This is a genomic window from Bartonella bovis 91-4, from assembly GCF_000384965.1.
GTDB lineage: Bacteria > Pseudomonadota > Alphaproteobacteria > Rhizobiales > Rhizobiaceae > Bartonella > Bartonella bovis.
In genome coordinates this window covers 1512785-1534027 of sequence record NZ_CM001844.1, presented here as the reverse complement: position 1 = coordinate 1534027, position 21243 = coordinate 1512785, and the positions used below count along the sequence as shown (strand labels likewise).

The window sequence follows — 21243 nt, the reverse complement described above, 5'->3', positions numbered from 1 at the left end:
CTGTGCACTTGTTTTTATATTGTGCATCTTGAGATTATGTTTGTATTCTTGAAATGTGTTGGTCTCTTTAAAAGGTATTGTGTTTGTGAAAATGCGTATAAGCCTAGGCGTAGGGATGTTTGGTTGTGCGTAAATAAACTTTTACGGGTTAAACAGATGGGAAAGGGTGTATTTTGTGTTCATTTAGAGCGGGAGTTCGCGTAAGAAGCGTGGGGTTATTTGGGATAAGGCCGGAAGCTTCTTGAATGAAATATTTTTTTATTTTTGGCCTTTGATTAACAAGTCCAAGACCAATATCACGCACTATTCTCAAAAATAGGACATCATTAGCAAAGAGCTTGTTGATCCATTTATTACTTAAGGCCATATGCATGGTTTTAAAACGTCGCCAATTTTGGTAATGCTCAAGAATGATGATAGATCCGATATCGAGGACTAACCGTTAGAGCGGGAGTCCGCGTAAAAGGCGTGGGGCATTTGGGGTAAGGCCGGAAGCTTCTTGAATGAAATATTTTTTTATTTTTGGCCTTTGATTAACAAGTCCAAGACCAATATCACGTACTATTCTCAAAAATAGGGCATCATTAGAAAAGAGCTTGTTGATCCAGTCATTACTCAAGGCCATGCGCACGGTTTCAAAACGTCGCCAGTTTTGGTAGCGCTTAAGAGCAATGATTGATCCAATATCGAGACCTAATCGTGCTGTTTCAATAATAATTTCAGCTAAAGCAGCGCTATCACGCAGCCCTAGATTGAGACCTTGACCTGCAATGGGGTGAATTGTGTGGGCAGCATCTCCCACAAGAGCAAAACGGGGTTTAATGCAAGAGTATGCTAGCGAAAGAGTTAATGGAAATCCTTGGCGTTCGCCATCCCAAGTTAGTTTTCCAAATCGGTGACCGATACGTTTTTCGAGTTCTGTTTCAAAAATAAGGGGGTCAGCTTTTAGGTAATATTGAGCGGTTTGGTGGTCTTCATTCCATACAATGGTTGATTGATTGCCTTTAAGGGGCAAAAGAGCAAAAGGCCCAGCAGGAAAGAAATGTTGAATTGCTTGGCCATGATGGGGTTTTTCGTGTTTGATAGTGCATATGATTGCTGTTTGTTTATAGGGGTGCACAAAGTTTTTAAGATTTGCTTTTTCGCGTAATTTAGAGCGTGTTCCATCGGCAGCAATTAGCAACTGTGTTTGCCAAATTTCTTCATTACTCAAAGTAACAATTGTGAACTGGTCTTCTTGGTGAAAATCAACAACACGTGCAGTTTTGATAAAAGAGATATTCAGTTCTTTTACACGTTTTTTTAAAGCCGCAGTAAGCTCTTTATTTTCAATCATAGCAGCAAAGGGCTCGTTGGGGGTGATATCTCCTTCAAAGGTTAAAAGGGTTGGTTTGACAGGGTCATTAATGCGCGTGTCGGTAATGACCATTGAATGGATAGGTTGGGCATAAGACTTGATATATTTCCAGCATTGCAATTGCTTCAACATACGAATAGAAGCAGCCGAAATAGCTAATGCTTGTCGTTCTTTATTAGGTGTGTTTTCTTGTGGGGGAGCATCAACAATGTTTATTTTCAACTCAGGTGCGGCTTGTTTGAGTGCTACTGCAAGTGTTAGACCAACAATTGCTCCCCCTGCGATGAGGAGATCACATTGTTTTATGTTGTGATTCATATTAAAAGACACTACGTTTCTTTCTACTTTTATGTAGTTTATTAGCTCTTAAATGAAATGAATACCCTCTTTTAAAATTATTTTTACAGTATAAAATAAAAAATTGTTATAATAAAAATGGTTAAAATGGCATTAATATCTTAAAACTATAAGCTGTAATATTTTTAATTGTAAACTGTGAAGCCAGTTTTTTTATGGAAAATTTTATATTTGGAATTGATTGATGCGCCAAGGTTTGTCTTCTGATCATTTATCAGAAAGGTTTGATTATCAAAGTCGACGTCTTGTCAGTTTATTTTTGCGTCAGATTGGTGCCTTCATTGGGCTTGGGCTTTTGGGGCTTATTATTTTTTGTGTTTTAGCCTTGGTAACATGGAATGTTGTAGATCCATCATTGACTTATGCAAATGCTCACCAAGTTACAAATCTTATGGGTTGGTCTGGTGCAATTTTTTCAGATTTTGCTATGCAGTTTTTTGGTTTGGCGAGTTTGTGCATTTTATTACCTCCGTTTTTTTGGTCACTTTTATTACTGGTACAAAAGGACATTCATAATTTTATATTTCGTCTTTTTTTGTGGGTGGTATCAGCGATTTATTTTTCAGCTGTTTTTGCTCTGTTAACACATTTTGCCTCTTTTACGCATTGGCCATTACCGATTGGTTTTGGAGGTGTTGTGGGTGATAAGATTTTAAATACTGCTTATTTATTTTTTCCTTCCTTTTTTGCTTCTTTTTCTTCCTTACAAATTGCTCTTATGGGCGTTTGTCTTGCCCCTTTAGGTTTTGTGATGGCTGCTTTTGCTGGTAATGTGGCGTGGCGCAGCAAGAATGATGACAAAAAGAAACAAAAAAACAGAAAGGCTCGAATAACGGATTTAGTTGTTGATGAGGTAGAAGAGGCCCATTACTCTATCTATGAAGTGCCGCTTGTTTTTTTGGCTACAATTTTTGGAGCAGTTTTGCATTTTCTTTATTTTTTACAAGCGCGTTTAAGACGCCTCTTTTCATTGAGCAACAATTTTAAGAAAAAAGGTGATCCCTCTGAAAAGCAAAATTGGCTCTTTGAGGGGGAAGAAAATGCGTTTGGTCGGGTTGAGCCAGTTTTTTTTAAAGAAGAAGGAAAGCAGGATCTTTATCACCATAAAGACTCTGTTTCTTCACCCAAGAGCCGTATTTTTAAACCATCAAAAGTTGTTTCGAAAAATGGCTTTACACTTCCGCTTTTGGATTATCTTTCTATTTTTCCACCAACTGAGAAAGATGCAAGATTGTCTCCTACTGCTTTAAAAGAAAATTCTCGTGAACTTGAGACAATCTTATTAGATTTTGGTGTTAAGGGTAAAATGATTAATGCGCGCCCTGGGCCGGTTGTAACTTTATATGAATTTGAGCCAGCAGCTGGCATCAAATCTTCGCGGGTTATTGGTTTAGCTGATGATATTGCCCGTTCAATGCGTGCAATTTCAGCACGTGTTGCTGTTGTTCCGGGGCGTAATGTGATTGGAATAGAGTTGCCCAATGCAAAGCGTGAAACGGTTTATTTGCGGGAAATTTTGCAAGCTCAGGAGTTTTTTAAAAGCAAAGCAAAATTAGCACTTGCTTTGGGTAAAACCATAGGTGGGGAAACGGTGATTGCAGATTTAGCAAAAATGCCGCATCTTTTGGTAGCAGGTACCACAGGGTCGGGTAAATCTGTTGCCATTAATACAATGATTTTGTCGCTTCTTTATCGTATGACACCTGAGCAATGCCGCTTAATTATGATAGATCCTAAAATGCTTGAACTTTCGATTTATGACGGTATTCCACATTTACTGACGCCGGTGGTAACAGATTCTAAAAAAGCAGTGATTGCTCTTAAGTGGGCTGTTCGAGAAATGGAAGAACGCTATAGTAAAATGTCAAAAGTTGGCGTTCGTAATATTGATGGTTTTAACGCGCGTTTAAAAGAGGCACAAAGTCAGGGCGAGACATTGACGCGAACGGTCCAAGTGGGATTTGATCGCACGACTGGCGAGCCTCTTTATGAGACAGAAACTCTCGATTTAAACCCTATGCCCTATATTGTTGTTATTATTGATGAAATGGCAGATTTGATGCTTGTTGCAGGAAAAGATATTGAAGGGGCAGTTCAACGTTTGGCACAAATGGCGCGTGCTGCTGGTATTCATGTGATTATGGCTACGCAGCGTCCTTCGGTGGATGTTATTACGGGTACGATTAAAGCTAATTTTCCTACACGCATTTCTTTTTCTGTTAGTTCAAAGATTGATAGTCGGACCATTCTTGGTGAACAAGGAGCCGAACAATTGCTGGGGCAAGGGGATATGCTTTTTATGATGGGTGGGGGGCGTATTCAACGTGTTCATGGTCCTTTTGTGGCTGATAATGAAGTTGAACAGGTTGTTGCTCATTTGAAAGCTCAAGCACAGCCTGATTATTTGGAGGCTGTTACACAAGAAACGGCAGATCATGGTACTGATGTTTCGCTTGTCTCTCCTGTGGAAAATGATCCTTATAGCCAAGCTGTTGCAGTTGTTTTGCGTGATCGTAGGGTTTCAACTTCTTATATTCAGCGTCGTTTAGGGATTGGATATAACCGCGCTGCTTCGCTAATTGAGCGAATGGAAGAGGAAGGAATCATTAGCTCTGCTAATCATGCGGGAAAACGAGAAATTTTAGTACCTGCTGAAGAAGAGTCGTGTTAAAATAAAAATCTTAAATAGATTATTTTAAATAATGCTTTTAGATTTGAGTGAATATTTACGCAATTAAGGTATTGTGTAATGTTTATATTTTGAAGTTTACTGCTTATATTTTAGAGTTGAGCATGTGTTATTTAAGCGATTAGGAGCATTGTCTGTGATAACATATTATTTATCATTAAGAAGAGCATTTATTGTTTTTGGTTTTATTGTTTGTGTGTTGTTTACTGTCTCTTCTTTTGCACAGTCATCTCGTCAGATAGCACGAGCTCAGGCTATTGCTAATCATTTTTCTGCGATAAAAACAATGACAGGGGATTTTATTCAATTTAGCCCAAAGGGCAAAATGACTGAAGGAACATTTTATTTAGAGCGTCCTGGTAAGATTCGGTTTGGGTATAAGGGAGTGCCTTTGCGGATTATAGCGGATGGCAAATCGGTGGGTGTGAACAATAGTGCGCTCAATACGTGGAATCTTTATCAACTTTCTCAAACACCGATGAAATTTCTATTGGATGATAAAATTAATATATCATCAGGAAATTTATTAGCGCTTCGTGAAGATCCAGGGGTAATAACGATTGTTTTGCATGATAAAAGTATTGGCAAGGGGCACATAAGAATGATTTTTGATTCTAAAAACTATAGTTTGCGCCAGTGGACAATTGTTGATCAGCAAAATTTGGAAACAACAGTCCAAATTATGAATGTGCGCACAGGTATTCAGTTTGCTGATGGGATGTTTACAATTCCTTATAAAAATATCGCAATGTCACGCAATCGAAATGGAAATTGATGTTTTTTCGTATCGCTACTTGGAATATTAATTCTATTCGTTTACGCCTTTCGCAAGTTCTTCGATATTTGGACCTCTTTTCTCCAGATATTTTGTGTTTACAAGAGACTAAATGTCCGGATCATTTGTTCCCGAGTGAGTCTTTTCAAGCGGCAGGTTATGAGCATATTGTTTTTAATGGTCAAAAATCTTACAATGGCGTAGCGATTGTTTCACGTTTGCCTTTGTTTGATGTTGAAAAGCGTTTTTTTTGTCAAAAGGAAGAAAGTCGCTACCTTTCAGTGATTGTTGAAGTTTTTGGTAAGACAATTCGGATTCATAATTTTTATGTTCCTGCTGGGGGTGATGAGCCCGATGTTAACGTGAATGAAAAATTTCGTCATAAGCTTGATTTTTTAGAAGAAATGTCTTCTATCCGAGCTGATCGGGGTGATGGTTTATCTTCTCTTTTGTTGGGTGATTTAAATATTGCTCCTTTAGAAGATGATGTGTGGTCTCATGAGAAATTGTTGAACGTTGTCAGTCATACACCAATCGAAACCGAGCGTTTACAAGCATTATGCCGTGAAGGGGGATGGGTTGATTTAATGCGCATTAAATTTCCAGTTCCTACTAAACTTTATACATGGTGGAGTTACCGTGCACGCGATTGGGCTCTTGCTGACCGTGGGCGGCGGCTTGATCATATTTGGTCTTCACCAGATTTAGCACCTTTTATGGATGATCTTTCAATTTTTCGTGCTGCACGAGGAGAACCTCAGCCTTCCGATCACGTTCCAGTGCAGACAGTATTTGATTTTTCACGTAAAGTTTGAAATAAATGCTTGAAGAAGAAACATAGCGGGTTGATTTGAAAACCACGCAGGAGGATGAATGCGGATTAATACTTTAAGGTGGATTGCTTCAAAAAACTTTTACTATAGTTTCTTTTCTGTATTTTTGATATTGTCTGGATGTGCTGTTGGCCCTGATTATCATAAGACATCTTTCAGTGTTCCAGCAATTTGGGGGAGGCAATCTGCTCAAATATCTGAGCATCCAGTTACACTTGCGGGATGGTGGCGGCGTTTCAATGATCCTATTTTAAATGAGCTGGTCGATGATGCGATATCTGGCAATAATAACGTTGCTGTTGCAAAGGCGCGCATTCGTGAAGCACGTGCCAGTGTAGGGCAAGCAGCAGGATATCTTACGCCAAGTGTTTCTAGTTCAATTTCAGGCAATCGTGTTTCTGAACAACCTGATGTGTCTTTAAGTCAATATCGTGGTGGCTTTGATGCTAGCTGGGAACTTGATCTTTTTGGAGGGCATAAGCGAGCGGTTGAAGCAGCCCGTTATGGTCTTGATAGTGCTGTAGAAGATATGCGCTCTGTGATGGTGACGTTGTTGGGAGATGTAGCAACAAATTATGTTGAAATGCGTGGTTGGCAAGAAAAACTGTTAATTGCACGCCAGATTGTTGTGTCGCAGCGTAAGACTTTTGAACTTATGCGTACCAAATTGGCTGCTGGTGAGGTTTCAGAACTTGATTTTTCAAATGCGCAAGCACAAATGGCTAACACAGAGGCGGATATATTCCAAATGGAAGCCAGTTTAGCGATGAACATTCATCGACTTTCTGTTTTGACAGGTCGTGTTCCTACGGCTTTGGAGGCTATTTTACAAAAGAGTGCTAAAAAAGAGGGGGCAATTCCACAACCGCAATGGCCGATACCTGCAGGAATCCCAGCTGATATTTTATTAACGCGTCCAGATTTACGGCGTGCAGAGCGCCAATATGCTCAAGCTACAGCGCGCATTGGTCAGCGCGAGGCAGATCTTTATCCATCAGTTACTTTAACGGGTCGTATTTCAACAGCGGCAACACAGATTGGCCATTTGGGAAAAAATTCAACAATTGGTTGGTCTTTTGGGCCTGGTCTTCAATTTCCTTTTTTTGATGGGGGGCAGAGAATAGCATCGGTTGAAGTGGCGCGTGCACAGCGTGATCAAGCGTTTATTACTTATCGGGCAGAAGTGTTAGGTGCTTTGGAAGATGTAGAAAATGCGCTGGTGAGACTTTATAAAGAACATCAGCGTTTAGAAAAGCTGGTAGTTGCAAATGCGGCAGCTTTGCGTTCATTGGAGCTTTCCCAGCTTCTTTTTGAGAGTGGAAATGTTAGTTTCTTTGAATTTTTAGATGCGCGTCGTTCGTATTATTCTTCGCAAATGGCGCTTAAAGATAGCTGTGTTAGTGTGGCTGTACAGTACATTGCGCTGATGAAAGCATTAGGTGGTGGTTGGGATGGTGTGGTTGATGTTTCACGCCCGGAAATAGTGGATGACGTGGTGGGTTTACGCGTGAAAATAAATGAGGGAGAAAAAGTTCAATCATGAAATACAACATAAAACGCAAAAAGTTTGTTTTATTATGCATTGTGGTTTTTCTTATCGTTTTTTTAGGGTTGGTTCGCACTCTTTTTTTTGGAAACTCCACACAGGCTTATATTACAGCGGTGGTGAAACGTGGTGATATTGAAGAAAGTGTTTTAGCTTCTGGTATTGTGCGCCCTTATCGGCTTGTTGCTGTTGGTGCACGCGCGACAGGGCGTGTTATTGCGATGCATGTTTCGCCTGGTAGTGTTGTGAAAGAAGGAGATTTATTGGCAGAGATTGATCCTACAGATCAGGAAAATGATCTAAAAAGGAAAAAAGCTGTTTTATCTCATTATTATGCGAGTTTAATGGAACAAGAAGCCCACCTTACTTTAGCGCAGAAAAATTTAGCACGCCAAAAAGAGATGATCAAAGCACATGCTGTTTCACGTGCTAACTTTGATGATGCACTCATACAAGTAAAAATACGTGAAGCTCAGATTGCTCAGCTTCGAGAGCAAATTGTACAAGCACAAATTGATGTTGAAAGTGCAGAGGTTAATTTAAGCTACACACGAATAACAGCGCCTTCAGCAGGTACGGTTTTAGAAACGGTTGTTGAAGAAGGACAAAATGTTAATGCAGTTCAGTCAGTACCGACAATTGTTATTTTAGGGGATTTATCAAAAATGACAGTCAAAGCGCAAATTTCAGAAGCTGATATTTTGAAAGTTCACGCTGGACAAGCGCTTTATTTCACGATTTTTGGTGATTCACAACGCCGTTATGATGGCATATTAGAAACAGTAGAGCCTGCACCTGAATCTATTCGTAGTGATATTAGTATTAATCCTGAGATGTCTGGAGGGGGTAGTGCTTTGGCATCATCAGCTATTTATTATAATGGGCTTGTGCATGTTGACAATAAAGACAATTTTTTACGCACTTATATGACAGCTCAAGTTCATATTATCTTAGCTCGTTCTCACAATGTGTTATTGGTGCCAAGCGATGCTTTACATGATGAGACGAAAGAGCATAAAGCGTGGGTTCGTGTTTTGGTTGGCAAAAATAAGGTGGTTGCAAAACAGGTAACTATTGGACTCAATAATAAAGTAATGGCTGAGGTTGTTTCAGGATTAAGTGAGGGTGATGTGGTGATTACCAGCTCAAATGATGGGCTAATATTAGAAGATACTGATTGGCAAAGTGAAGACGAGATCTAAAACATGGAAACAAAGCAGACAGATGCTGTCCTTGTCTTGGAAAATATCACGCGCGAATTTCGTGCAGGTGAAACACTGGTTCCTATTTTAAAAAATATTAATTTAACCATTAAGCGTGGTGAAATGGTGGCCATTGTAGGGGCTTCTGGTTCAGGAAAATCCACTTTGATGAATATTTTAGGTTGCCTTGATCGACCAAGTGGGGGACGTTATTGGGTTTCAGGAAAAGAGATAGCTTTACTTTCAGCAGATGATTTGTCAGCTTTACGGCGCAATCATTTTGGATTTATTTTTCAGCGTTATCATTTGTTGTATGAATTGACAGCTCTTGGGAATGTTGAAATGCCAGCCATTTACGCACGGTGTGCGTCGGCAATACGAAGAAAGCGTGCACAAAGCCTTTTAACGCGTTTAGGGATGGGTGATCGCATGAATCACCGCCCCAATCAACTTTCGGGTGGTCAACAACAACGTGTATCGATTGCTCGTGCCTTAATGAATGATGCTGATGTTATTCTTGCAGATGAACCAACAGGTGCACTAGATAAACACAGTGGCCAAGAAGTTTTGCGTATTTTAGACGAGCTTCATCAAGAAGGACGCACCATTGTTATGGTAACCCATGATATGGATGTAGCCAAGAGAGCACAACGCATTATTGAGATCAGTGATGGGGAAATTATTTCTGATAATGTGTCGAAAGTTAAAAAGGTAAGAAGTAATATTCAGTCTCATTATACAGTAAAAGATCTAAAAAATCATCAACAACTTGGGGCTTTTCGTTCTTTTATGGATCGTTTCTATGAAGCCTTTACTATGGCTTTGTTTGCAATGAATGCGCACCGGATGCGGACTTTTTTAACAATGCTTGGGGTGATTATCGGAATTGCGTCAGTTATTGCGATGGTATCTTTGGGCAATGGGACCCAAAAGAAAATTCTTGAAAATTTTAAGAGTTTGGGCACAAATATATTAACAATTTTACCTGGTAAGAGTTTTTCTGATCCACTCGCAGATAAGATAACAAGTTTGGTTGAAGATGATGCACAAGCTTTATCGGGACTGCCTTATGTTGATGGTGTAACACCTCAAATTTCAGTGAGTTCGACAGTTTATTATAGAGGTATTGAGGCCAATGCTGTGGTTGTTGGTGTAGGAGAACAATTTTTTCAGACACACGGGTTTACAGTTGTTGAAGGACAATTGTTTAATAAACAAAGTGTGCACGATCGAACACTTGATTTAGTGATTGAAAAGGAAGCTATTGCTTCTCTTTTTCCTCATAGTCATGAAAGTCCTGTTGGGAAAGTGGTGCGTGTGGGTAAGGTGCCTGCGCGCATTATTGGTGTTGTGACTTCAAATAATGAGGCAGGCGTATCAAATACACTCCAGGTTTATTTGCCTTATACAGCCGTGCAAACCCGTTTTCTTGGAACTACAATTGTTCGTGCAATTACTGTGAAAATTGCTGATAATGTCGATTCAAAGTTAGCAGAAGCTGAGGTACGGCGTTTTTTAATTATGCGCCATGGTCAGGAAGATTTTTTCATTAGAAATTCGGAATCGTTTCGTCAACGTCTTATGCAGAGCACACAGATTTTAACGCTTTTAGTGACTTCAATTGCAGCAATTTCATTGATTGTAGGGGGTATTGGGGTGATGAATATTATGCTTGTGACTGTTTCTGAGCGGATCAGTGAAATTGGGGTGCGTATGGCAGTTGGTGCACGTCAAAGTGATATTTTACAGCAATTTCTTATCGAAGCAATTTTAATGTGTGCAATTGGTGGGAGTTTCGGGATTCTTTTGGGGCTTTCTGTTGGTAGCTTGTTTTCATTGTTTTCTCTACCTATTCAATTGGTTTATACGATAAATTCAATCATTATAGCTTTTGTTTTTTCAGCCTTTATTGGGGTGTGTTTTGGTTTTTTTCCAGCACGAAAAGCTTCACAGCTTGATCCTGTGATTGCTTTGGCACGTGATTGAAAAATCAGTCTAAAGAAGAATTGTGGTTATTATAATAAGTGTGCAACAGCATTGATGGGTGTGTTTTGGGTAAACTATGCATTGATGATGTTGCTTGTTGAGTTTCATTGTGTGGCTTTTTGCGTATAATCAAGGGACAATTTATTTAAGTTATACCTTTTATATGGTTTGAGAGTTTATCATTTTCATGTGTCTTTAAGTGACTTCACAATTTTGAATGGTTTTTTCATTTTGCGAGATTTGTAACAGAAAAGATATGACTGCGCATGAAGAGCGTAGACTATGCGGGTTGACCTTATGAGAGCCTTTGAACTGGTTAATGAGAGGGGGAAAGTTTTAGTGTTTGTCAAAAATCAAGATATGAAACCATGTTTATGGTGTAACAAGTGCATGGGGTATCAAAGGAGAGTTTTGTGTAATCTAAGGTAAAAGCAAGGGGCTTAAGTTTTTTAAAGAGTTTTAAGAAAATTTATGGTAAATAAAATGTGTGAGGGTCAAAATGCAGTTCTGACGTATACTCCAATATTTTTGATATATTCAGAAACAAGGATGCGCATTTGATTGATTTGTTTGATCCAACTGCCTGCAGTATTCTCTTTAATGGGATATGCAATGAAATGTATATGGGGCATTAGATGTTTAAGTTCGAGCAAAGAGCGCACCATATGATAATCATGCGTGACAATATAAACGGTTTTATAGTTATGTTGTTTGATCCAGGCAGCGCTTTCTTGAGCATTGCCTTTGGTATTGGTTGCTTCATATCCAAAATCAACACAAGAGGCCAAATGATGCGGATTGATATGTGTGGCGTCAATCAATTTATTAAGATTAATTGTTGTGCTGACTCCGCTGATCAATAGTCGAGAACCAAGCCTTTTTTGTAGAAGATCAAATCCTGTTTTTATTCGGTTTTCTCCACCTGTAAGGACGATGATTGCATCTGCTTGTGGTAGAGGATTTGGAGGGGTTAGGTGCTCAATTTTTTCCGAAAAAGTAACGAATGTAGCGCCGATGAGCAAAATTGTAATAAAAAGAGTCAGTACTGTTAATGGCACATAGCGTGAAAAGCGTTTATAGAACTGTAGAACACTTGTGGTGAACTTTGCAATGCAACATTTTTGCGTATGATTGTGTGCTGATGATCGAGGATGAGGTGAAACGTTGGTCATGAAATTAAAATAAATTATTTTTGTACTGATCAATTTTTTTAAGTTGCGCTAAAATAGTGATCCGGCTCGTTAATGTGGTGAGAAGGGACACAAAAAGAATAAGGCTAAGAATTTTCTCATAGGTGACGAGATTTATTGAGAAATGTCCAAACAAGGCAGTAATTTGGCTGCTTTGTGCTGTGCCCAGGTTATTGTTTATCCAGAAGAAAAAGGCGCTAAAGAGAAGTGTGCTTGTCACACCACCATATGATGCACCGCGCAGTGCTGTTTTAAAAAAATGCCAATCAAATTGTTTGGCAATGAAATGGGTTTCAGTGCCAAGGAAATGTAAGACGTTGATAATATGAGAATTTTCTGCAAGTGCGTTGCGTGTTGCAAAGATAATCGTAAGCATAAGCGAGCTTAAAACTAGTGCTAAAATTGAGAAGCCGATAAGAACAGTTGTTTTTGCCATTGTCACAAAACGATTAACCCAGAAGCGATGATCATCAAATTGGCCGCCTGGGATATGTGTTTTAATGGCTTGGCTGATGGCGTGAAAGTCAGTTTTTTCATCCTTGTTTAAAGTGACAATAATGAGCCGGGGAATGGGCAATTTGCTCAAGGTTAAGCCTGTTCCAAGCCATGGTTCAAGCAATTTTTCAGTGGCTGCTTGATCAACAATTTTGGCTTCTTTTACACCATGAAATGTTGTGACTAATTGAACTGCATTGCGCAGAGCTTGTTCAATATCGACATTTTCAACAGGTTGTATGTGAATTGTTGCTTCATGGTTAATTTGAGCACTCCAATTATGAGCAGCTTGGTGCACTAGATCAACACTGCTTAATGTTAAACTTGCAAGAAATGTCATAATAGCAATCACAACAACCAAAGCTTGCCCAGAAATGTTGTTACTGGGAATAATAGCTGTTTTAGTTGTTTTACTGCGTGTAAAAATTGATTTTTGAATGCGAAAGATGGAGAAAGACTTAGTCATAAATTGTCATCCGTCCATTATGAAGAATCATACGTCGTGCTGTGACTTGTTCCATCAATGTGACATCATGGGTGGCAATAACGACAGCTGTTCCAAAACGGTTTAATTCAATAAATAAGCGCAAGAGGCGTTTTGCTAAAGGCGGATCAACATTTCCTGTTGGTTCATCAGCAAGAAGAATTTCAGGTTGATCAATGAGCGCGCGTGCAATTGCTACTCTTTGCTTTTCTCCACCTGAAAGAATGGGTGGTAAAGCGTGAATATGGTTTCCAAGACCAACCCACTGTAAAAGATCTTCTACTTCACTACGATATGTTGCTTCTTCTTGCCCTTTAATGCGTAAAGGCAGTGCAACATTTTCATAAGTTGTCATATGGTCAAGCAAGCGAAAATCTTGAAAGACGACACCAATACGTTGTCGTAAAGCAGGAAGCTCTTGTCGTTTAAGTAAGGCTGTATCGTTGCCAAATAAATCAATATGACCGCGGGTTGGTCTGATGGACAAAAACATCAGACGCATCAAGGATGTTTTACCCGCCCCAGATGCTCCAGTTAAAAATTGAAATGATCCATGTGGAATGTGAAAGCTGATGTCATGGAGGATTTCAGGCCCCATCCCATAGCGCAAACCAACATTTTCAAAACGAATCACTCTAAGTTACCACTTTTGCTTTTTTATTTAAGTCATTATCATTGACTTTTTTTATAATAGTTTCAAGTTTTTTCAGTTTTTACACTCAATACTTTTTAAATGTTTTTTGTTTTTTTAATTAATTGATGATTTGACGGAGGATATATGAGCTGTTCTTTAGAGAAGAGGAGTATATAATTTAAGCAAAAGGTACTTATAGTGGACGTTGTCCAAACAAAGCTGTGCCAATACGAAGGACATTTGCACCAAATTGAAGAGCAGTTTTAAAGTCATTTGACATACCCATAGATAAGTTTAAAACACCTGCTTTTTTTGCCAGTTTAGCTAAAAGAGCAAAATAGGGGCCAGGGTTTTCTTCGACCGGTGGAATTGCCATGAGGCCTATAATATCAAGCCCATATTGATTTTTACATTGGGTTACAAAATCGACTACTTCTTGCGGTGCAATGCCACTTTTTTGTTGTTCTAATCCGATATTGACTTGAACATAACAGGGAAGATACTTTTTTTGTTTATGCATTTCTTCGGATAATTTTTGGGCTATTTTTTCACGGTCTACAGTTTGAATAACATCAAAAATTTTAACCGCTTCTGCTATTTTATTGGATTGTAAGGGGCCGATAAGATGGAGTTTTATGGCTTCAAATTGCTCTCGCAGACGTGGCCATTTTTGCGCTGCTTCTTGCACACGGTTTTCAGCAAAGAGTCGTTGGCCTGCTTGCAGTAGTGGAACAATTTGTTGTGCAGCAACAGTTTTTGAAACAGCAATTAACTGAACACTTTCTAGTGAGCGGTGATAGTCTTTACATGTCGCGGCAATGTCTTGTTGAAGGTTGTTCCACGTATCAATAAGGGAAGCATTGAATGTGTTCATGTTTTGTTGTTCCTGTTTTTTGTTTAAAGTTTTGAGTCATTGTTTATAAAAGCTTTTAAAATTTCTATTGAAAAGGTTGACGATAGCTTTAATCCATGGTGAAGCATTCAGAAAGCTTTTTGGTTTAATTTTGTAAAGAGTATAATGGGAATGACAATTGAGCGCTACAATCCACGTGCACGCGAACAACAATGGCAAGCAATTTGGGATGAGAGACAAATTTTTCAAACCTCTAATGATGATGGGCGTGAAAAATATTATGTTTTAGAGATGTTTCCCTATCCTTCAGGGCGCATTCATATGGGACATGTGCGCAATTATACTATGGGAGATGTTGTTGCACGTTATAAACGTGCAAAAGGGTTTAATGTACTGCATCCCATGGGGTGGGATGCTTTTGGTATGCCAGCTGAAAATGCTGCTATGCAAAATAAAGTGCATCCAAAGGTTTGGACTTATCAAAATATTGCGGTTATGCGTGGGCAATTAAAGCAATTGGGGCTTTCTTTAGATTGGTCGCGTGAATTTGCAACATGTGATGTGGAATATTATCATCGTCAACAAATGATCTTCCTTGACTTTTATGAAAAGGGGCTGATTGCACGTAAAGTAGCCAAAGTGAATTGGGACCCTGTTGACCACACAGTTTTAGCCAATGAGCAGGTTGTTGATGGAAGAGGTTGGCGTTCTGGCGCATTGGTTGAACAGCGAGAATTGACGCAGTGGTTTTTCAAAATCAGTGATTTTAGTGAAGATTTATTAGCAGGGCTTAAGAGGCTTGATAAATGGCCGGAAAAAGTCTGCATTATGCAAAAAAACTGGATTGGTAAGTCACGAGGCCTTTTAATTGGCTGGGCTTTAGATAAGACAAATGTTGATGATGATGGATGCCAAGCGTTTGATGAGGTTATTTGTTATTCAACCCGTCCTGATACTTTATTTGGAGCGTCTTTTTTAGCTCTTTCTGTAGATCACCCGATTGCACAAACATTGGCACAACAAGACAAAGGACTTGCTACTTTTATTGAGAATTGTCGGTGTGGTAGCACGACAACTGAAGCACTTGAAACAGCTGAAAAAAAAGGATTTCGCACAAAACTTTTGGCTATTCATCCATTTAATGCAATGGTGCGTATTCCTATCTATGTTGCTAATTTTGTATTCATGGATTATGGAACAGGTGCTATTTTTGGGTGTCCTGCTCATGATCAAAGGGATTTAGATTTTGCACGTAAATACGATCTTCCTGTACGTGCGGTGGTTTTGCCAAAAGATGCTGATGCCAAGGATTTTATGATCTCTAAGACGGCTTACAGTGGTGAAGGCGTGATGATTAATTCAGACTTTTTAAATGGTCTTACGGTAAAGGAAGCTTTTGAAGAAGTTGCTAAACGCCTTGAAGAACAGACCTTAAATGGTCAGCCTCAAGGGCAAAGAACTGTACAATTTCGATTGCGTGATTGGGGAATTTCACGTCAACGTTATTGGGGTTGCCCGATACCTATGGTTCATTGTGCTACTTGTGGGGTGGTTCCTGTGGCACGCACTGATTTGCCAGTTGTTTTGCCTGATGATGTGACTTTTGATAAGCCTGGTAATCCTCTTGCACGCCATGAAAAGTGGCAAGAAGTGGCTTGTCCTTCTTGTGGCAAATTGGCAAAACGCGAAACCGATACAATGGATACTTTTGTTGATTCTTCTTGGTATTATGCGCGTTTTATCGCACCTAGAGCAAAAGAACCAACAGATCAAAAGGCAACGGCGCAGTGGTTACCTGTTAAACAATATATCGGTGGTATTGAACATGCGATTTTACATCTTTTATATGCACGTTTTTTTATGCGTGCGATGAAGCTTGTTGGTCATGTTAGTGTAGATGAGCCCTTTGAAGGGTTATTTACACAAGGTATGGTTGTTCATGAAACCTACCGGGATGAACAAGGATGGGTTACACCAGCGGAGGTTTCGATTGTTGAAAAAGACGGGAAACGCCAAGCTTATAAATTGGCTGATCATACTCATGTGACGATTGGTTCAATTGAAAAAATGTCGAAATCAAAAAAGAATATTATTGATCCTGATGATATTATTGCTTCTTATGGGGCAGATACAGTGCGCTGGTTTATGTTGTCTGATTCTCCTCCTGAGCGTGATGTTATTTGGACACAAGCAGGGATTGAAGGAGCTTATCGTTTCGTGCAACGCATCTGGCGCTGTGTTGCTTTAAGTGCCTCAGTTTTAAAGGAAGTTGAGCCACGCACAGGCTGTCAGGGTGAAGCTTTGGCACTTTCAAAAGCAGCTCATCGCACGCTTTGTGCTGTGGAGGATGATTTAGAAAAGCTTGCTTTTAATCGGGCAGTTGCACGCCTTTATGAATTATTAAATACAATGACGCCATTTTTAAATAAGGTGGAAGATATTGACGATGAGATAAAGTCAGCTTTGCGTCAAGCAATGGATTTTTTCTTTGCAATGATTGCACCTATAATGCCGCATTTGGCAGAAGAATGTCATGCTGCTTTTGGAGGAAAAACACTGATTTGTGAGCTTTCCTGGCCTGTGTATGATCCTACCTTGACAGTTGAAGAGTTTGTTACTTTGCCGGTGCAGATTAATGGCAAAAAACGCGGTGATATTACCCTTTGTGTAACAGCCAATAAAGAGGCAATTGAAGAAGCAGTCTTGGCTCTTGAATGTGTTAAAGCGCAATTGACAGAAAAGCCGGTAAAGAAAATTATTATTGTTCCACAAAGGATCGTCAATGTCGTTATTTAAGTGGGTGTTTTATGCTGGTTTTACTTGTTTGTTAATGCTTCTTTATGGGTGCACTGTTGAGCCTCTTTATCGCCAAAAGGTTCAAGAGGGGGGACAGGTGGGGTCGCAAATAGGGTTGCAAGTTAGGTCGCAATCGGTTGGCTCACCCTTGCGTGGGAAGCATTCAGATGTGGTTTCTTCAGATCTTTTTGCAAAATTTGCCACAATTGTTGTTGAAGAACCTTCAGATCGTTTTGGCCAGATGATCCGCAATCGTTTGTTATTTCTTATGTATGGGAATGGGAGAAAGCCTTCTGTTCCAGTTTATCAATTATCGTTGCACACATCTGTTGCTACACACACATCTGTGCAGGTAGATATTTATGAAGATCCAGATGGAGTGGGGCGTTCTTCTGTTGGGACAGTGATAAGCAGGGCTTCTTATATGTTAAAAGATATGAACAATGCTGTTGTTGCTAAAGGCAAAGGAGCTATGAGTGCGTCTTTTGACCGGCTTAGTCAAGAATATGCAACAGTGCAAGCTGAAGAAAATGCACAAAAACGCGTTGCTGAAGAATTGGCTGAGCAGATTTTTATGTTACTTTCAAAAGACTTGGTAAAACTTTAAGCTCTTTTCGTGCAATAGCTTATTCACACAATATTAAGTTTGGTTGGTTTTTGCCCAATAGGATTTAAAATATCGATTGACTGAAAATATTTGTAATCCCTTATCAATTACAAGGTGTTTGAGCATAAGATTATTCCTGGCAATAAGCTTTATGTTTATACTGCTTAGGTGGTTTACGTCTGCACCGCTTAATACTGCTTTTGATATGGTGAATAATGTTAGAGATAGTGCATGCGGGTGATTTTGTTTGTATTGTAAACTTATATCTATCTATAAATAATATAAATTTCATCAAGGCGCTCTATAGCAATTAATTGTACAATCGTTGAGCCTTCCTAAGAAAGAGAGAAGTAGAGAGGAAAAGCAAAGGTTGTTCATTTTTGTGGCAAATCAAAGTTTGTGTGTGATAAAACATAAGGTGAGATTTGTTTTTAAATCTTTGTGGTGTAAGTATTGTACGTGTTTTTAACTTATCAAGCATTAACGGAGGTTTGGTAGGGGTGTTAAAGGAAGTTTGACAGACCAGTGTCTGCAATTTTTACTAAAATAGCAGTTTTTTCATGATACTTTCAAATTTAGTAGCAGTGATTTTATAAGAAGGCAGTTTTTATAAGTAAGAGTAGAAATTATTTTAACGTTGTTTGAATGCCATTTAAAAATAGTGCTGTAGGATTTTAAAATAAAACAGAAGATTGGTGGTGATGCTATTTATTTTAAATAAAGTGCATTATTTTAGATCTTTTCAGTGTTGGTACTATCCACAAAAAAATTCATTCTCGACCTTTTTCATTATTTTTTAAAACGCTTCATTGGAAAGCCTGTGATAATTTCACTTTGTCTATGTTATGGGCTATTTGTTTGAGTATAGTCAAACAGATGGGAGGATTGGTTGATTTTCTGTATGGTGAGTCCGTGAAGCTTGTGTCACACAAAGGGTGTGAAATGAAGTGTGTAATGGTTTGTAGGGTTTATGAGAGGGCAAAGTTGCGCGGGTTTTAGAGATTGGTAAAGAGGTAGGGTGATGATTTTAAAAGGGGTGTTTGAGTGATAGAGCTGATTGTTTGGGTGAGGATAGAATGGGGATATTGATTGATTATTGTTGGTATGGGGGAGAGACAAAGAAGAATAGATTAAGGTAAGACAAGAATTGTTAAACTCAATGTAATGGCGAGAAAATGCTCGTATAGAAGGGGAAATCAAACGTGACAGAGGTAAAGATTGTTTCAGTTTTGGTGCCACTTCCTGTACCTCATGCTTATAGTTATGAGGTTCCACCTTCTATGGAGGTAAAGATGGGGTCTTTTGTTCGTGTTCCTGTGATGGGGCGTGAGATTTGTGGTTTTGTGGTGGCAGTTGATGAGCAGACAGAAGATAAAGATGGCCAAGAGTCTGTTCCTATAGCGCGTGAAAAATTGCGCTTGATTACGCATGTTTTTGATTGTCCACCACTAAAGGCTGAAATGATTGCATTTTTGCGTTTTGTTAGTCACTATACAATGACGCCTTTTGGCTTTGTTGCACGGTTAGTTTTGCGTGTGCCAACAGCATTAGAGCCGGAAGCGCAAACTTTAGGTTTGCGTTATTGTGGGGGAGATGTTGGCCGTTTAACACCAGCGCGCTCACGGGTTTTAGAAGTGGCGCGTGAGGGATTGGTGTGGACACACTCTGGCCTTGCCCGTGCAGCGGGGACTTCTGTTTCAGTTGTTGAGGGGTTAAAAGGGCTTGGGGTTTTTGAAGAAGTGATGATGCCGGCTCTTCCACTTGTGGCGATGCCTGATCCTGATTTTTGTGTACCTGTTTTGGAGGAGGAACAAAAATCGGCAGCAGCTCTTTTGCGCAAAGGTGTTTTATCTTCTCAATTTCAAGTTTTTTTACTTGATGGGGTTACTGGGGCGGGTAAGACGGAAGTGTATTTTGAAGCTGTCGCTCAAGCACTAACATGTGGTAAGCAAGTTTTGATTTTATTGCCAGAAATTGCTTTGACACAGCAGTTTTTAGATCGTTTTCATGCGCGTTTTGGTACACCAGCGGTTGAATGGCATTCAGATTTAACACCGCGTCGTCGCGAACGTGTATGGCGGCAAGTTGCAGAGGGGCAGGTGCGAGTTGTTGCGGGTGCGCGTTCAGCACTTTTTTTGCCGTTTCAAGACCTTGGTTTGATTGTTGTTGATGAAGAACATGATGGATCTTATAAACAGGAAGAACGTGTTTTTTATCATGCACGTGATATGGCTGTAGCACGGGGGTCTTTTGAAAAGTGTCTTATTATTTTATCTTCAGCTACACCTTCAATTGAAAGCCAGGTCAATGTTTTAAGGGGGCGTTATCAGCGGGTTGCTTTGTCATCGCGTTTCCAGGCTGCTGCATTACCACGTTTACAAGTGGTAGATATGCGCAAAGGAGGGGTAGAAAAGGGACGTTTTATTTCTTCTGTTCTCGAACAGACTCTAAGACAAACTATCGACAAGGGAGAACAGGCTCTTCTTTTTCTCAACAGGCGAGGTTATGCACCTTTAACACTGTGTCGGATTTGCGGGCATCGTTTTCATTGTATTAATTGCTCAAGTTGGTTGGTTGAACACCGTTTGTATGGTCAACTTAAATGTCATCATTGTGGTTATCATGAGCCTATTCCAGAGGCATGTCCTGAATGTGGGACGTTTGATCATCTTGTTGCTTGTGGTCCAGGGGTGGAAAGAATTGCAGAGGAAACACGCGAACTTTTTCCACAAGCACGTTTACTGATTTTGTCAACGGATTTAAAAGGTGGCATAGGTCAGTTACGACGAGAATTAGCAGCAATTGCAAACAAGGATGTGGATATTATTATTGGGACACAGCTGGTGGCCAAGGGGCATCACTTCCCCGGCCTTTCTCTGGTTGGGGTGATTGATGCTGATCTTGGTCTTGCTAATGGTGATTTGCGAGCAAGTGAACGCACTTTTCAGCTTTTGTCTCAGGTTACAGGAAGGGCTGGGCGGATGGGTTTGGAAAGTTTAGGATTGTTGCAAACTTATCAACCGGATCATCCAGTCATAAAGGCATTGCTTTCGCAACAGCGCGAGAATTTTTATACGCGCGAGATTGCTACACGTCAGCATTATCATTTACCGCCTTATGGACGGTTTGCATCTTTAATTATATCTTCAAAAGAGCGCAAAGCTGCAGAAAATTATGCACGTGCGTTGCGCAAAGTTGCGCCAACGGTGCAGGGTGTATCACTGATGGGGCCAGCAGAAGCACAACTAGCACTTGTGCGTGGGCGGTATCGTTTTCGGCTTTTGCTACATGGGCAGCGCTCGTTTGATATGCAAGGGTTTATTCGTGCAATGATTGCAAATGCACCCAAGAGACCTGGTTCAGTTCAAGTTCAAATTGATATTGATCCGCAAAGTTTTCTTTAGAAAAACAAAGCAATAAAAAGTAAATGCATTTGTTT

At 39.7% G+C, this 21243-nt stretch carries 14 protein-coding genes and 1 pseudogene; 9 read left to right on the top strand and 6 right to left on the bottom strand.

The window, feature by feature from the left end; all coding sequences use genetic code 11:
* Positions 1-148: 148 nt before the first annotated feature.
* Positions 149-442 (bottom strand): annotated as a pseudogene (locus tag BBBE_RS07580) (hypothetical protein); the annotation flags it as partial.
* Complete coding sequence (locus tag BBBE_RS06690; protein WP_022708793.1) at positions 443-1675, bottom strand: ubiquinone biosynthesis hydroxylase; 1233 nt, start codon at positions 1673-1675, stop codon at positions 443-445.
* 223 nt (positions 1676-1898) lie between these two features.
* Here BBBE_RS06690 and BBBE_RS06685 point away from each other — a divergent pair, with 223 nt between their 5' ends.
* From BBBE_RS06685 to BBBE_RS06660, 6 genes are all read left to right on the top strand, one after another.
* Positions 1899-4385, top strand: a complete 2487-nt coding sequence (locus tag BBBE_RS06685) for an FtsK/SpoIIIE family DNA translocase (RefSeq protein WP_010701754.1) — start codon at positions 1899-1901, stop codon at positions 4383-4385.
* A gap of 154 nt (positions 4386-4539) precedes the next feature.
* Entirely contained in the window at positions 4540-5178 is a 639-nt protein-coding gene (locus BBBE_RS06680) for a LolA family protein (protein ID WP_010701753.1), read from the top strand.
* Entirely contained in the window at positions 5178-5993 is an 816-nt protein-coding gene (locus BBBE_RS06675; RefSeq protein ID WP_010701752.1) for an exodeoxyribonuclease III, read from the top strand. Before BBBE_RS06680 ends, BBBE_RS06675 begins: the two co-directional genes overlap by 1 nt.
* A 58-nt stretch (positions 5994-6051) precedes the next feature.
* Positions 6052-7554, top strand: coding sequence for an efflux transporter outer membrane subunit (locus BBBE_RS06670; RefSeq protein WP_010701751.1), 1503 nt, complete (start codon positions 6052-6054; stop codon positions 7552-7554).
* On the top strand, positions 7551-8759 hold the full coding sequence (locus BBBE_RS06665) for an efflux RND transporter periplasmic adaptor subunit (protein ID WP_010701750.1): 1209 nt from the start codon (positions 7551-7553) through the stop codon (positions 8757-8759). The genes BBBE_RS06670 and BBBE_RS06665 overlap by 4 nt, the downstream gene beginning before the upstream one ends.
* Before the next feature lie 3 nt (positions 8760-8762).
* Positions 8763-10745, top strand: a complete 1983-nt coding sequence (locus BBBE_RS06660; RefSeq protein WP_010701749.1) for a MacB family efflux pump subunit — start codon at positions 8763-8765, stop codon at positions 10743-10745.
* Positions 10746-11239: 494 nt separating this feature from the next.
* Here the strand turns inward: BBBE_RS06660 and BBBE_RS06655 are convergent, their stop codons facing one another.
* The 4 genes from BBBE_RS06655 to BBBE_RS06640 form a co-directional block, all read right to left on the bottom strand.
* Positions 11240-11917 (bottom strand): YdcF family protein, encoded by a 678-nt coding sequence (locus BBBE_RS06655; protein ID WP_010701748.1) that lies wholly within the window; start codon positions 11915-11917, stop codon positions 11240-11242.
* Between the two features lie 4 nt (positions 11918-11921).
* The gene (locus tag BBBE_RS06650) at positions 11922-12896 is read right to left on the bottom strand and encodes a cell division protein FtsX (RefSeq protein WP_010701747.1); all 975 of its coding nucleotides are present in this window, start codon (positions 12894-12896) and stop codon (positions 11922-11924) included.
* Positions 12889-13548, bottom strand: a complete 660-nt coding sequence (gene ftsE / locus BBBE_RS06645; protein WP_010701746.1) for a cell division ATP-binding protein FtsE — start codon at positions 13546-13548, stop codon at positions 12889-12891. Before ftsE ends, BBBE_RS06650 begins: the two co-directional genes overlap by 8 nt.
* A 193-nt stretch (positions 13549-13741) precedes the next feature.
* Entirely contained in the window at positions 13742-14422 is a 681-nt protein-coding gene (locus tag BBBE_RS06640; RefSeq protein WP_010701745.1) for a YggS family pyridoxal phosphate-dependent enzyme, read from the bottom strand.
* A gap of 150 nt (positions 14423-14572) precedes the next feature.
* Between BBBE_RS06640 and leuS the strand changes: the two genes are divergently transcribed.
* The 3 genes from leuS to BBBE_RS06625 all read left to right on the top strand — a co-directional run bounded on the left by leuS (position 14573) and on the right by BBBE_RS06625 (position 21208).
* On the top strand, positions 14573-17197 hold the full coding sequence (gene leuS, locus BBBE_RS06635) for a leucine--tRNA ligase (protein WP_010701744.1): 2625 nt from the start codon (positions 14573-14575) through the stop codon (positions 17195-17197).
* Positions 17184-17804: an LPS assembly lipoprotein LptE gene (lptE, locus tag BBBE_RS06630; RefSeq protein WP_010701743.1), complete on the top strand. Its 621-nt coding sequence runs from the start codon at positions 17184-17186 to the stop codon at positions 17802-17804. The genes leuS and lptE overlap by 14 nt, the downstream gene beginning before the upstream one ends.
* A gap of 1202 nt (positions 17805-19006) precedes the next feature.
* Complete coding sequence (locus tag BBBE_RS06625; protein ID WP_010701742.1) at positions 19007-21208, top strand: primosomal protein N'; 2202 nt, start codon at positions 19007-19009, stop codon at positions 21206-21208.
* Positions 21209-21243: the final 35 nt, after the last annotated feature.